This is a genomic window from Colwellia sp. PAMC 21821 (assembly GCF_002077175.1).
Taxonomy (GTDB): domain Bacteria; phylum Pseudomonadota; class Gammaproteobacteria; order Enterobacterales; family Alteromonadaceae; genus Cognaticolwellia.
The window spans coordinates 20665-36022 of record NZ_CP014943.1 but is presented as its reverse complement, the minus strand read 5'-3'; the positions used below and the strand labels follow the sequence as shown (position 1 = coordinate 36022).

General features: G+C 39.0%; 11 protein-coding genes. 9 read left to right on the top strand and 2 right to left on the bottom strand.

Annotated features, from left to right (window positions below; translation table 11 throughout):
• The first annotated feature begins 123 nt into the window (after positions 1–123).
• From A3Q33_RS00130 to A3Q33_RS00120, 4 genes are all read left to right on the top strand, one after another.
• Entirely contained in the window at positions 124–954 is an 831-nt protein-coding gene (locus A3Q33_RS00130) for a trypsin-like peptidase domain-containing protein (protein WP_081177856.1), read from the top strand.
• A gap of 640 nt (positions 955–1594) precedes the next feature.
• Complete coding sequence (locus A3Q33_RS20775) at positions 1595–2017, top strand: reverse transcriptase family protein (protein ID WP_231295744.1); 423 nt, start codon at positions 1595–1597, stop codon at positions 2015–2017.
• A 226-nt stretch (positions 2018–2243) separates the two neighbouring features.
• Complete coding sequence (locus A3Q33_RS20770) at positions 2244–2681, top strand: RNA-dependent RNA polymerase family protein (RefSeq protein ID WP_231295743.1); 438 nt, start codon at positions 2244–2246, stop codon at positions 2679–2681.
• Between the two features lie 502 nt (positions 2682–3183).
• The gene (locus tag A3Q33_RS00120; protein ID WP_081177855.1) at positions 3184–3711 is read left to right on the top strand and encodes a hypothetical protein; all 528 of its coding nucleotides are present in this window, start codon (positions 3184–3186) and stop codon (positions 3709–3711) included.
• Between the two features lie 352 nt (positions 3712–4063).
• On the opposite strand, the gene A3Q33_RS00115 is transcribed toward A3Q33_RS00120, so the two are convergent.
• Positions 4064–4357: a hypothetical protein gene (locus A3Q33_RS00115; RefSeq protein WP_081177854.1), complete on the bottom strand. Its 294-nt coding sequence runs from the start codon at positions 4355–4357 to the stop codon at positions 4064–4066.
• A 188-nt stretch (positions 4358–4545) separates the two neighbouring features.
• Between A3Q33_RS00115 and A3Q33_RS00110 the strand changes: the two genes are divergently transcribed.
• Entirely contained in the window at positions 4546–6087 is a 1542-nt protein-coding gene (locus A3Q33_RS00110) for a Fic family protein (protein WP_231295742.1), read from the top strand.
• Positions 6088–6438: 351 nt separating this feature from the next.
• On the opposite strand, the gene A3Q33_RS00105 is transcribed toward A3Q33_RS00110, so the two are convergent.
• Positions 6439–7380: an AraC family transcriptional regulator gene (locus tag A3Q33_RS00105; RefSeq protein ID WP_081177853.1), complete on the bottom strand. Its 942-nt coding sequence runs from the start codon at positions 7378–7380 to the stop codon at positions 6439–6441.
• Positions 7381–7654: 274 nt separating this feature from the next.
• On the opposite strand from A3Q33_RS00105, the gene A3Q33_RS00100 reads away from it, so the two are divergent.
• The 4 genes from A3Q33_RS00100 to A3Q33_RS00085 all read left to right on the top strand — a co-directional run bounded on the left by A3Q33_RS00100 (position 7655) and on the right by A3Q33_RS00085 (position 15270).
• On the top strand, positions 7655–11050 hold the full coding sequence (locus A3Q33_RS00100; protein ID WP_081177852.1) for a methylmalonyl-CoA mutase family protein: 3396 nt from the start codon (positions 7655–7657) through the stop codon (positions 11048–11050).
• A 41-nt stretch (positions 11051–11091) separates the two neighbouring features.
• Positions 11092–12885 carry an acyl-CoA dehydrogenase C-terminal domain-containing protein gene (locus A3Q33_RS00095; RefSeq protein WP_081177851.1) on the top strand — a complete coding sequence of 598 codons (1794 nt, stop codon included), beginning with the start codon at positions 11092–11094 and terminating at the stop codon, positions 12883–12885.
• 162 nt (positions 12886–13047) lie between these two features.
• On the top strand, positions 13048–14061 hold the full coding sequence (locus A3Q33_RS00090; protein WP_081177850.1) for an oxidoreductase: 1014 nt from the start codon (positions 13048–13050) through the stop codon (positions 14059–14061).
• A 51-nt stretch (positions 14062–14112) separates the two neighbouring features.
• Positions 14113–15270 carry an enoyl-CoA hydratase/isomerase family protein gene (locus A3Q33_RS00085; RefSeq protein ID WP_081177849.1) on the top strand — a complete coding sequence of 386 codons (1158 nt, stop codon included), beginning with the start codon at positions 14113–14115 and terminating at the stop codon, positions 15268–15270.
• Positions 15271–15358: the final 88 nt, after the last annotated feature.

Genomic DNA, 15358 nt, shown 5'->3' with positions numbered 1-15358 from the left:
ATTGCCTCAGATTTCGCGTAGGAACGTTTTTGGGTTTAATTTTTAATAATTTTTGTGGCTGTTTTTTCTAAAAGAGAAATTCTACAGCCTCGTTATAAGTTTTTATCAGAGGTGAGCGAATAAATGCTAAAATTTTATATTATATTTTCTTTATGTTTTCTTTTCATTGGGTGCGCGACTAATAAATCTAAAATTGATATACAAAGTCGAATCAATGAGGCTCTTACTTATCATAGAGACTTAAATGTTGAATATCGGCATCAGGTTATACTATCTTATAAACCGAATATTAATACTACTGTGCATGGACTAGCTGTTCCTATTTCCCCTAACACCTTAATAACAGCTGCTCATGTTGTTGATACCGTTAAGTTAGGTGAGTATGTAAATGTTACCTATAAAAAAAGCCTCTTTGATAAGAAATTAGAATATAAAGCTTTAATTAAAGAAATAGATATCAAAAAAGATTTAGCGATACTAGAAATCATTAATAATGAAGTGCCTCTAACTTCAATCCCTAAGTTCTGCAAACCAGTTGCCGGCAACCTAATTGGTGGCGGTAAGCCAACAGGTTTAAATGGTGCTTTAACAGGGCTAATTACATTCCAAGGTGTTGCGACTGATTTATATACAATGCCATTATTATCTGTTCAATATAATAATGATGCAAAAAAATCAGGTTATTCACCTCGAAAAACATTTGGCGATAAAAAAGTAGTCAGCGTTCTTACTTCAGAAGTTTCTGGAGGAAACTCCGGTGGTGCCATCTTTGATTTTGATCAGGGTTCATGTGTAGTTGGTATAGCATCATTAGTTATGAGACTTAATGATTTAGAAGACTCAACGAAAGTAACAACTTTTTTTGACTTCCCTAGTGATGATTATGTCGGAACAAATCGAGTTATACTCATTGGAGTTCCGCTAGAAGAGTTTGCATTAACAAAAAACTTATAAGCCACTCAAGTAGGACAAATAACAGTTGGTTTTGCTCCTTCGACGCTTATTATAACCAACTATTATTTGCCTCTTAGTGGGGCGTTGGTGCGTCAAGCTAAGCTTAATGCATCTTGCAGGGTGCAAGTCCCTGTCAGGTAAGGTTTAACCAACCACCTGTATCGAGTGTTGCGCCTTTGGCGGAGTGTGAGATTAGCAATTGCTTTTCAGCAGTGAGGACTGCATCATACGAACAATATTGGTGAAGCGTACACAGAGAATTATTTAGGCCATAGGGGCTGTCGTGGCCCTGAAGAGCTGGTATCGCTCCGATAAATATTAGATCTGACTGACGAGGTTTGCAACGCTACCGAAGTCCATGCAAAACAGCCGTATTGGTCAGGCTGTAGAGAGTCAGCGGAGTTTTCAAGCCGGGGCATGTATAGAGAGATGTATTGAGAACTTGAGAGATCCAAAGGCGTTCCACATGGATAGTGGTAGAGAAGCTTAACGAAAAGCAAAGCCAACGATGACCCTTTGGAAGTCAGATCAGCCCATAGTAGTCTGTGCAGGGGAAAGCCTTGTACATGGCGAAGGAGCTGACGGTTATATTCGGTATTAAGCCGCCACATAGTCCAGACAAAGTAGGGCTGGGATCACTATGACAACAACACTTAATGCCATCGCATTTAAAGCACACACTCACCCCAAGCACAGGTTTCAGAATTTATATGGACTACTAAATACTGACAGCCTATATCAAAGCTGGGGACAACTCAATAAACAAGCTAAACCTGGTATCGATGGCATTACCATGCCCAACTACAAGGCTAAGCTTACTGGAAATATCGAACGTTTAGGTCAACAGCTTAAGCAGAAATGTTATCGAGTTAATGACATTAAACGGATCTTTATCCCTAAATCTAACTGTAAATTACGGCCTTTAGGCCTACCAACGGTCGACGATAAACTTGTACAGCAAATTGTAAGCCAGATCCTGCAAAGCATTTGGGAACAAGACTTTTTGCGTAATAGTTATGGTTATCGCCGAATAAAAGTGCGCATCAAGCGGTGCATAGTTTGACACTTAATCTACAATTCCAAGGTTACGGCTACGTCTTTGAGGCTGATATTAAAGGCTTCTTCGACAACCTTGACCATGAATGGTTGATGAACATGCTCAAACAACGCATCGATGATAAGGCAATACTTAACTTAATAAACCAGTGGTTAAAAGCACGGATAAAATCCCCGATGGTGTCTTTAGTAAACCATCTAGTGGTAGTCCTCAGGGAGGAGTTATCAGTCCTGTGTTGGCTAATATTTATCTACATTATGCGTTAGACCTGTGGTTTGAAAAGAAAGTAAAGCCGAAGATGCGAGGCAGAGCGATGATCCGGTATGCAGACGATTTTGTTTGTGCGTTTCAATTCGCCCATGATGCCGAGCGCTTTTATAAAGTATTACCGAAACGGCTAAAGAAGTTTAATTTAGATGCAGCAGAAGACAAAACTTCATTGATGCGATTCAGTCGTTTTCATGCTGGAAGAAAACGTCATTTTGTATTTCTAGTTTTTGAGTTTTATTGGGGAACAGATTCTAATGGTAAGGCAAGGCTCAGACGACGCACAGGCTCGAAGAAGCAAAAGGCAACGCTGAGTGAATATTACCAATGGATCAAAGCTAAGCGTTCATTTAAGTTGAGAGAATGGCTACCCCCAATTAAAACGAAAACTGATAGGGTTTAGAAATTACTTCGGGCTTCCCGACAACAGCCGAAGTCTGGCAGGTGTATACGATTATGCTTTGCATACCTTATATAAATGGTTGAACAGGCGTAGTGGTCGACGAAGTTATAACTGGAGTAATTTCAAGAAGATGTTAGAGTATTTTAATATTGAGAGTATCAAAGTCAGCAAGCGATATATTCTTGTCGATTGGTATTAGGGTCATGTTTTATACGAGTGAATATATAACTGAAGAGCCGGATGCGGTAGTTCCGCTCGTCCGGATCTGTGTGGGGTCGGCCTAGTAATAGGTCGCTCTACCACGATAGGCTGTAGAATTTCTCCAAAGTGGAAAAGGACAGATGAAATTTAAGTTCATACAGCCTTTAAAAGTCATTTTTAGTGGGATATTGCCTCAGATTTCGCGTAGGCACGCGTTTTGGGGTTTAATTTTTAATAATTTTTGTGGCTGTTTTTTCTAAAAGAGAAATTCTACAGCCTCGTTAGGCATACAGGAAAGTAGATGCGCGATATTTTTGGCCAGCATAAACAAGACTTCAATGAAATTAGGCGTTTGTGCTTAATTTGTCATGGACTAGATTTAACAACTAGTAGCCTTTCATCTGAAACATCTAGATTGGTTATGTCTGAAAATGTTGAAGATACTTTACATAACTTAGTATCTAGCAATCTTCTAAGTCTAGTTATAGCAATAAGAGTCAATCTTTATCAAAATGTAATTAATCAACCAAATCTAGAGTTACCAAATTCATCATGGTTATATTATGATGCTAAATTAATCGAGAACCCTGCGACACTTAAACAGGTCTGCGATAAAATTATTCATGCAGATTCTTTTTCAAAAACAGTACCGCCTACTGGGCTTATTGATCCAGAGTATAAGATTGCGGTTCAATTCAAAGGTGTTGAGCATAAAAAACATTGGACACTAAATGTTGTCCTAGAGCGCTTTGTTGAGGATGTTCTTTCCTTGCTTGATAGTATTGAGCAAAGTATGCTAACAACACGCCCTGAGGTGGACAACAATTAAAATTATCGTCCTGAGATGAAAAGAAACTGCCCGCTATGACCTTATATCAGTCCATGAAACAAAGAGTAATTTCTGGTTAAAATTATCCCTAATATGTTCATGAGTTAACAAAGCTAACGTCCGTCGGATAAGCCGCCTTTAAAGATTAAATATTGAACGACTGTAATGGTGGTATTGTTCACACTCAGGCTGAGCGACTTACTGGCAAAAATCCATCATCAAAAGTCCCATATACTCATCTGTGAGGAACGTCCGCAATCGTATCTTTGTTAACATCTGGTCAGTGAGTATTAGGGTATTATCCATCTAGCTGAATATATTACACAACTTGTGAAATATACTCTGTTTGATTTTAAGCCGGACCTTGTAGTTTTAAATTCATTTTCGGATCTTTTAATACGATCCCTTTTTTAAAAAGTAATTTATGCAACTGTTTTTGTAATTTGGTTTCAGCATGACTGCTCTGTGCAACACGTAACTGTTGTGCTTCACTAAAATGGCAATACACTAATAAACTGGCAGGGAAGCAATCGAATTGAACAGAGTGACTTAAATGACTAAAGCCATCGACTTGCTTTGCCTCTTCATTGATTTGGACTAATACATCCAATAACTTATTGTTCAAACGATGGCAGATTTTACTCATTTTCATACTTTATGACATACTCAATAGGCACTAAATTAACAAGGTACATTGTAACCTACTAGTTGGAACAAAAAAATTGGCAAACAATAGAAGTTTAAAATAGATATTGAAATGTCATCTGACCTACATTAAAAGCTAACTAGCATTTGCATTAAAAGCTAATTATACATTACACTAAAAGCTAACAAATGATTTCAGCAAAAGCTAACGGTGATAATATGAATCAAGTATCAGAAAAGCTTGCACATTCGCTACAGCAATTAAAGCTACTACAAGATAGCGGGATTATTGCAGTGCAATCGAAAATGCTTGAACGCACCGATAGAGAGCGCTTGACTAAGCATGGCTTCATCAAGGAAGTGATGCGAGGTTGGTATATTCCTTCAAGCCCAGATGAAAAACAAGGTGATAGTACCGCTTGGTATACGTCTTTTTGGGGTTTTTGTGGAGCGTATTTAGATGGGCGTCTTGAACAAAACTGGTGTTTATCACCAGAGCAATCAATACAAATTCTTATTGGTGATAAAACTGTTCCACCTCAGTTATTAGTACGCTCGCCTAAAGGTCGAAATAAACCAACGGCTTTACTTCATAATACTTCGGTATTCGATATTCGCTCTGCTATGCCAGAACAAGCACAGTTAACCAAAGTCGATGGTTTGAGAGTATATAGCTTGGAAGCAAGTTTAGTGCATTGTGCTAAAACTACTTTTGCACAAAAGCCAATCCAAATGAGAACACTGCTTTCAATGGTGACAGATGCCTCAGAAGTGCTAAGTGTCTTACTTCATGGTGGCCATGTTGCCAGCGCAGGCCGTTTGGCGGGGGCATTTCGTAATATTGGCAGAGACTTAATTGCTAATAACATTATTAAAGGAATGATTGCTGCCGATTTTAAAGTAAAAGAAGTTGACCCATTTGAAGATGTAACTGAGATAACCTTTGGTCGCCGTGAGGTTTCACCCTATGTAAATCGACTGCGTTTATTGTGGCAAAGCATGCGAACAGATGTGATCACCCATTTTCCTGATGTAACTGACATTAAAATAAATGTTCAAGGCTACTTAAATGAAGTAGAAGACAAGTTTGTTAATGATGCTTATCACTCGCTATCGATTGAAGGCTACCGAGTAACACATGAGCTAATTGAACAAGTGCGCTCAGGTAACTGGAACCCTGAACAATCTGATGATAATAGAAAGCATTTAGATGCCATGGCGGCAAAAGGTTATTGGGATGCCTTTCAACAAGTAAAGCTAGCCGTTGAACGTGTACTTAATGGTGAAAATGCTGGTGAAGTATTCGAAGCTACTCATGCTGATTGGCATTTAGCTTTATTCGGCCCAAGTGTTGGTGCTGGTATTATTAAACAATCTGATTTAGCTGGTTATCGAACAGGGCCCGTTTATATTAGAAAATCAAAACATACACCACCAACCAGAGCGGCAGTTAGAGATATGATGCCTGCACTTTTTGATTTGTTAATGGAAGAAGATAACTCTGCGGTTCGAGTGGTATTAGGTCATTTTATTTTTGTTTATATTCACCCTTATTTTGATGGTAATGGCCGTATGGGGCGTTTTATCATGAACTTGATGATGGCCGCAGGTGGTTATTCGTGGACGGTTGTACCCGTTGAGCAAAGAAGTGAGTACATGGAAGCATTAGAAGCGGCAAGTGTAGAGCAAAATATTACCCCTTTTACAAAATTTTTAGCTTCGCTATTATAGCTGTAGCTCTTAATAATTTATTGTTCAAACGATGGGTGATTTTACTCACTTTCATACTTTATGACTTACTCAATAGGCAATAAATTAATAAGGTACATTGCAACCTATACTTGGAACAAAAAAATTGGCAAACGATAGAAGTTTAAAATAGATATTGAAACGTCCGCTATCGTATCTAAGTGATCCTTTTTTGACCTAGGCTTTATGTTGGATTAAATAGTTTATGGTGGCACTGTTTGTAGATATTTTTCAACTTAGGCTGTTCAGTCAAAGCTATAGTAAATTTAGCGTTGTAATAAGTACCTTCATGCTTCGTTTTATTATTTTAATTTAACTTTATTGATTTACACTTTATGAACTATGTCGAGAATCACGATATTGTTTTGGTGAAATGCCGACTAGTTTTTTGAACAGTCGAGAAAAATAATACGGGTCGCTATAGCCTAAACCACTGGCTATGTCTTTAATGGCAATATCACTATTATCGAGTTGTGAACAAGCATGTTGAATTTTCATATTGATAAAGTGTTGAATAGGGGAGCTGTCAGTTAACTCTTTAAATTTTTTCGCAAAGTGAAATTTAGATAATTGACTGTAATGGGCTAGCGTATCTAAGCTCAGTTCTTGGTGCAAACTGTTGCGCATTAATGCCTCAACCGCCTCCAAATCAAAACTAGAACTGTTATTAAACATGGTTAAACGTAATTGCAGTGCGAGAAAACTCAAAGCTTGTTGCAAAATATGCACGGCATGAATAACGTTCGTCGCTGTATAACCTCGAGCACCCAATGCCAGTAGGTGATCAAAATCGCTAACAATATTATTCAGCACGCCCACATGCGCGACACCACTATCCATTTTCATTAACAATCGCTCAGCAAAATCTTGCGCTAAGGTGCCGGTAAAGTTAATCCAATAGAATATATTGTCAACAGCTTTGCTATCACGGCTATTGATTTGCTTATCACTTTGGCTAATTTTAGTTATTGTTTCTTGAGTTTTATCAAGGGTGAAAATGAAGGGAGTATTAGCATTAATAATAACAAGATCGCCACGTTCTATTATTCTTTCTTTATCTTGGTAACGTAATTTTCCGGTACCCGATAAACAGTAAATCAAGCTATGGCAATGGTTATTTTCTTGTTGTAACTTATAATTATTATTGGCTTGCGTCATACCTAAAGAAACTGGATATAAACCGTCCGTTAAACGATGTTTAGCTAATTTTTTCAATAAAAACACCGGAATAAATAACCGAATATCAGCGGAGCTTTTTAGTTTGATATTTGACATGATAGCCTATAATAATTACAGATATTGTTCTAGTGGTCTAATCACAACATAGTCCATCAAATTGACAATAAAATCAATGTTCATTACATTTTTAGTGTGTTCTAATTTCTTCATTAAGTTTCCATTATCGAGTTTTACGACTAAAACTAGTGCATGAGTGCTAACTAGGTTGTGAATTTAAGGTAATTATTGCTTCATGATATCGCTGTTTTCGTTACCAATACGATGGGTTGTTATTGTGAGAAAGCGATTTTGACAAATAAGAGAGTATGAGATGAATACTGAAAGATATCAGTTAAAAAATAAAATCCGTATTGTAACGGCAGCATCATTATTTGATGGTCACGATGCAGCTATTAATATTATGCGTAGAATTTTGCAATCAAGCGGTGCAGAAGTTATTCATCTCGGGCATGACCGCAGTGTTGAAGAAGTGGTAAATACGGCTATTCAAGAAGATGCCAATGCCATTGCCATGACCTCTTATCAAGGTGGTCATAACGAATATTTCAAATATATGTATGACCTATTGAAAGAACGAGGTTGTGAACATATTCGTATCGTTGGCGGCGGTGGTGGCGTTATACTCCCAGACGAAATAAAAATGCTGCAAGATTACGGTATTACTCGTATTTATTCTCCTGATGATGGTCGTGCCCTAGGTTTACTGGGTATGATTGACGACATGTTAGAGCGCTGTGATTTTAAAACTGGCGTAAACGTTAAAAAAGATGACGTTGCCAATTTAAAGAAAGGCGTGCCACTACAAGATAAAAAACAAGCCATTGCCCGTTTAATTTCAGCGGCAGAAAACGCCCCAGAAGAAAACAAAAGTGACCTGACTAAAATTCGTAAAATTGCTGCGATCAGTAAAACGCCAGTATTAGGTATTACCGGTACCGGTGGCGCAGGTAAATCGTCGTTAGTTGATGAGCTTATTCGTCGCTTTTTAATGGCAACCGATGATAGTAAAATTGCTATTGTGTCAGTTGATCCTTCAAAGCGTAAAACTGGAGGTGCTTTACTGGGTGACCGTATTCGCATGAACGCGGTAAATAATGACCGTGTTTATATGCGCTCTTTAGCAACACGTCAATCTAACCTAGCGTTATCTGTTTATGTAAACGATACACTGGATATTTTAAAAGCGACCGACTTTGATTTAATCATTTTAGAAACTTCAGGTATTGGACAATCAGATACTGAAATTGAAGAGCATTCAGATGTTTCTTTATATGTAATGACACCTGAATACGGCGCGGCAACGCAGCTTGAAAAAATCGATATGTTAGATTTCGCTGACATAATCGCATTGAACAAATTTGATAAACGTGGCGCACTTGATGCACTGCGTGATGTGAAAAAACAATATAAACGTAACCGCGGTATGTTTGAAGCGGGCGATGATGAAGTACCGGTATATGGCACTATCGCGTCACAATTTAACGACCGTGGCATGACCGAGTTATACAATGCGGTGATCACAGCGTTAAATACAAAGTCAGGCTTAACGGTTGGTGATTTGTTGTCTACTGAAGGCACGTTAGCGAATAAGAGCAGTGTTATTCCAGGTAACCGTATTCGTTATTTATCTGAAATATCAGAAAGTAACCGTGGCTATGATGTTTGGGTTGAAAACCAAACGACTGTAGCGCAAAAGCTTTATGGTATTCATCAAGCAATTGAAACCGCAAAAGAAACAGAGACAGATGTATCAGCCGATTTAGTTACTCAACTGCAAGCGCTTTATACTCATGTTGAGTTAGATTTAGATCCTAAAAACAAACTATTGCTAGAGCAATGGGCAGATAAAGTTCAGCGTTATAAAGACCCTGAATTTAAATTTAAAGTGCGTGATAAAGAGCTTTCAATCCAAACGCATACAAAATCATTGTCGGGTAGTGCAATTCCAAAAATCAGCATGCCTAAATATCAAGGTTGGGGCGATATATTAAAGTGGAACTTACAAGAGAACGTACCGGGTGAATTTCCATACACGGCTGGTTTATTTCCATTCAAACGTGAAGGTGAAGACCCAACACGTATGTTCGCTGGTGAAGGTGGTCCGGAGCGTACTAACCGTCGTTTCCATTATGTTTCAAAAGGCATGCCGGCTAAGCGTTTATCAACCGCGTTTGACTCGGTAACTTTATATGGTAACGATCCAGCTATTCGCCCTGATATTTACGGAAAAATTGGTAATGCCGGTGTTTCAATTTGTTGTTTAGATGATGCTAAAAAACTTTACTCTGGTTTTGACTTGGCCCACGCCATGACTTCAGTTTCAATGACTATTAACGGCCCAGCACCTATGTTGCTAGGTTTCTTCTTAAATGCCGCGATTGATCAACAATGTGAACGTTTTATCACTGAAAATGGTTTAGAAAAAGAAGTTGCTGCCACCATTAAAAAAATCTACCAAGGCAAGGGCTGTGAACGTCCAAGCTATCAAGGTGCGTTACCTGAAGGTAACGACGGTTTAGGTTTAATGTTGTTAGGTGTAACAGGCGATCAAGTATTACCGCCGGAAGTTTACCAAGCAATAAAAGCAAAAACTTTAACCTTAGTTCGTGGCACGGTTCAAGCTGATATTTTAAAAGAAGACCAAGCGCAGAACACCTGTATTTTCTCAACAGAATTTGCCTTGCGTTTAATGGGTGATGTTCAAGAGTACTTCATTGATAAAGGCGTGCGTAACTTCTATTCAGTATCAATTTCTGGTTACCATATTGCAGAAGCTGGCGCGAACCCAATTACCCAGTTGGCATTAACCTTAGCGAACGGCTTTACCTTTGTAGAATATTACTTAAGCCGTGGCATGGACATTAACGAGTTTGGTCCTAACTTATCGTTCTTCTTCTCAAACGGTATTGACCCAGAATATGCGGTAATTGGTCGAGTGGCTCGTCGTATTTGGTCAAAAGCTATGAAGAACAAATACGGCGCGAATGCCCGTGCACAAATGTTAAAATACCACATTCAAACTTCTGGTCGTTCATTGCATGCACAAGAAATTGATTTCAACGATATTCGCACCACATTACAAGCGCTTTATGCGATAAACGATAACTGTAACTCTTTGCATACTAATGCTTATGATGAAGCGATCACAACGCCTACCGAAGACAGTGTTCGTCGTGCGATGGCGATTCAATTAATCATCAACCGTGAACTGGGACTTTCGAAAAATGAAAACCCGATTCAAGGTGCCTTTATTATTGAAGAGTTAACTGATTTAGTTGAAGAAGCGGTATTAACTGAGTTTGATCGCATCAACGAACGTGGTGGCGTGCTGGGCGCGATGGAAACTATGTACCAACGTGGCAAAATTCAAGAAGAAAGTATGCATTACGAGCACTTAAAACATTCAGGTGAATTTCCAATTATTGGGGTAAATACTTTCTTAAGTTCTACTGGCTCGCCAACGATTGTGCCGGAAGAAGTTATCCGCGCAACCGAAGAAGAAAAAACTTATCAAATTGAAATGTTAGCAAGTTTAAATAAAGCCAACGAAGCTGAAGTAGAAGTGTTACTCAAGCGTTTACAAGAAGCGGCGATTAAACATGAAAATATTTTCGAGCTGATGATGGATGCTTGTAAAGTGTGTTCATTAGGGCAAATTGTTAATTCATTATTTGAAGCTGGCGGCCAATACCGTCGCAACATGTAAGTTTTGTTCCATTAATATTAGCAACCAGGTGAGTATGAGCGATGAGTAATTACCAAGCGCCAATGCGCGATATGCAATTTTTATTGCATGAAGTTTTTAATGCTGAAAAATTATGGTCAACCATGCCAGCTGTTGCTGAGCTAATTGATAAAGACACTGCCGATGCAATTTTATCAGAGGGCGCAAAGTTAACCGCTGGTGTTATCGCGCCCTTAAATCGTAACAGTGATGAACAAGGTGCGACTTGGTCTAACGGAGAGGTAACAACGCCCGATGGTTTTGCCAAAGCGTATCAACTTTACTGTGAAGGTGGTTGGGGCGCATTAAGTGGTGACCCAGAACATGGCGGTATGGGCATGCCTAAAATGTTGCAATCGTTTGTTGAAGAAATGACCCAATCGGCTTCTATTTCATTTGCGCTTTACCCAATGTTAACGGCGGGCGCAAGTTTGGCGCTTAGTGCTCACGCTAGCGAAGAAATGAAGCAAACTTACTTAGAAAATATGTATTCGGGTAAGTGGGCAGGTACTATGTGTTTGACCGAACCTCATGCGGGCAGTGATTTAGGTATAATGACCGCAAAAGCAGAAGCGTTAGACGATGGCAGTTTTGCTTTATCAGGTACTAAAATATTTATCACCGGCGGCGAACAAGACTTAACAGAAAACATTATTCATTTAGTGTTAGCTAAAATACCAGGCGCGCCTGAAGGTCCTCGCGGTATTTCTATGTTCGTTGTCCCTAAGTTTTTATTAAACGATGATGGCAGTTTAGGCGCTAGAAATACCGTTACTTGTGGCTCAATTGAGCACAAAATGGGTATTAAAGGCTCAGCAACTTGTGTGATGAACTTTGATACAGCTAAAGGCTTTTTAGTTGGCGAAGAAAATAAAGGCCTTAACTACATGTTCACTATGATGAACTATGAACGTTTAGGTATGGGCATTCAAGGCGTTGGTGCAGCAGAAACCTCATATCAACAAGCGGCAGAATACGCCATTGAACGTATTCAAGGTCGCAGTGCTACCGGTGTAAAATCAGCAGATAAAAAAGCCGACTCGCTTATTGTTCATCCAGATGTTAGAAAAATGCTGTTAACTATGCGAGCATTTAACGAAGGGGGCCGCTGTTTTTCTACTTATGTTGCTAAACAACTCGATATTGTTAAATTTTCTGCTAATGATGCTGAAAAACAGCAAGCTGAGCAGTTAGTTGCATTGTTAACGCCGGTCGCTAAAGCGTTTATGACCGACATGGCATACGAAAGCTGTAACTTAGGCCAAATGGTTTTTGGTGGCCACGGTTATGTGCGTGAATGGGGTCAAGAGCAGCTAGTGCGCGATGTGCGTATTGCGCAAATTTATGAAGGCACTAATGGCATTCAAGCGCTAGATCTACTTGGCCGTAAAGTCGTTGCTAATAAGGGTAAGTTTCTTGATGTCTATTTTAATGAAATAACATCATTTATCGACCAGCATACTGATAACCAAGCACTGACTCGTTTTGTTCAACCTTTAACTGGTGCGCTAGAAAAATTAAAAGCCATTACAGGCTTAATTATTGCTGAGCATGATGAAGATAAAAATATGGTTGGTGCCTCGGCAACTGATTATTTAGCAGCCTTTGGTTTATTAAGCTATGCCTACATGTGGGTTTTAATGGCAGAAAAAGCAGCAGCACATAACGATGAAGACTTTTATCAAGCAAAACTTTACGTTGGTGAGTTTTTTAATGAGCGATTATTGCCAAGAATAGATGGTCATATTTATGCGATTGAAGCAGGTAGTAAATCATTAATGGCTATGCCAGAAGAGCTCTTTAATTATAACCACTGAGGTATGTTAAATCTCTTTGCCTAACGGGACTAAAGTTTAATTGTTTTGGTCTCTATTTTATTGAATGCTAGTTGACTAAAATATTGCGTAAAACTGTTTATTAACGGCAGAATTTCACCACGAAGTTCAGCCGTTAACATAATGTATAAAAAGGCTCTTAATATGTTGAATATTCCAGCAAAATTTACCGCATTTCGTATTCATAAAAATGACAAAACCATTACCAGTGGCTTTGAGGAAATTTGTTTAGACGACTTAACCGCTGGTGAAGTAGTGATTAAGGTTGCTTATTCAGACATAAATTATAAAGATGCACTGGCAGCAACCGGTAAAGGGCGCATTTTAAGAACTTATCCATTAGTCGGTGGTATTGATTTATCAGGCGTTGTCGTTAGTTCAGAAGATTCGCGATTTCAAACCGGAGATAAAGTATTGGTTTGTGGCGCGCAATTATCAGAGCTTTATGATGGTGGTTATAGCGAATATGCCCGCGTTAAAGCCGATTCAATTGTTAACTTGCCTGATGGTATGAGCTTGCGTGATGTTATGGCGCTCGGCACTGCTGGTTATACCGCGGCGCTTGCAATACAGCGTATGGAAGATAACGGCCAAATTCCTGAACGAGGCCCCATTGTCGTTACCGGTGCTACGGGCGGTGTCGGAAGTTTTGCGATTAATATGTTGTCGAATATCGGCTACGAAGTTATTGCTTTTACGGGTAAAAAAGCACAAGAACCTTACTTAAAAGCACTAGGTGCAAGTCAATTAATTAATCGTCATGATATTGAAATGGGCACTAAACCATTAGAAAATGCCCAATGGGGCGGGGCGATTGATAATGTCGGTGGTGATACCTTAGCTTGGCTTACGCGGACCACTAATGTTTGGGGTAATATTGCTTCGATTGGTCTTGCTGGTGGTTTCAAACTTGAATCAACGGTTATGCCCTTTATCTTACGTGGTGTTAGCTTGCTCGGTATTAATTCAGTTGAAATGCCATTATCGGTTAGAGCACAAGGGTGGAAGCGTTTAGCGAGTGATTTAAAACCGACAAAACTCGATCTTATTTCCCCTACCACGATTAAATTCGCTGATTTACCTCAATCGTTCGACGCTTATGTTGAAGGAACGGTTACTGGCCGAACCGTAGTTGAAATTGATGCGAGCCTAGATTAACGGCTATTTATAAACGATAAAATATGTGTAAATACACTGTAAAGGATTAATATGTCACCAGTAATTTTCAGCGAAATAAAGACAAAAAATAATAAGCGTATTGCAATTGCAGAATTAAATGCCCCGAAATCACTTAATGCGCTTAATATGAGTATGTTTGTGTTATTACATAAACAACTAATTGCATGGCAGAACAACGATGAAATCGCTATGGTCATTATACAAGGGGCAGGAGATAAAGCCTTTTGCGCTGGCGGTGACGTTGTTAGCTTGTACCATGCGCTCAAAACACAAAGAGATAATAGCGCTAGCATTGAGTCGAATAATTTAACTCAAACCTCAGCTAGCATAATCAATGATGAAACTATTATGGCCTCATTTGGGCATGAGTTTTTCTCACTAGAGTATCAAGTAGACCAACTGATCCACGAATTCACAAAACCTATTTTAGTTTGGGGTGACGGTTATATCATGGGCGGTGGAATTGGCTTATTTGCTGGCGCGAGTCATAAAGTCGTTACCGAAAAAACCTTGCTAGCTATGCCCGAAATCACCATAGGTTTATACCCCGATGTCGGCGCAAGTTGGTTTCTTAATAAAATGCCTAATAATATAGGACTATTTTTAGGCATGACGGGGGCAATATTTAATGCAGCAGACGCGTTAAACATTGGCTTAGCTACTATTGGCATTAACAGTAACCTTAAAAATGATGTAATAGCCGGCTTGAGTGATATTGATTGGCAAAGTAATAACGAAAACTATGACTTGCTTGATCAAGCATTGAGTCAGTTTGTTCAACAAAGTGAACAAGCATTCAAATTAATGCCATCTAACGTAGTTGAGCATCAAGCGCTTATTACACAATTAACCGATTTTGATAATGCAGCAGATATCTATCAAGCTATTTTAGCCCTAGAAACCGATAACGACTGGTTACAGCGAGCACAAGCTAAGTTGAGAAAAGGTAGCCCACTTTCAGCAATGATAATCTATCAACAGTTATTGTTGAGCAAAGACCTATCGTTAGCCGATTGCTTTGCCTCTGAGCTTAACTTGAGCTTGCGTTGTTGTCAGTACCCAGAATTAAGTGAAGGGGTTCGTGCATTACTTGTTGATAAAGATAAAACCCCACGCTGGGCCTATGAAAACATCAATGATATTCCAGCAGAATTACTAACTTGGTTTTTTACACCAGTAGAAGTCTAAGCAAATAAATGATTAATATTGGCTTTAGCGCATATTATCAACTTGGTATAATACTAATGTAGATTAAAGCCGATGTTACAAACGAATA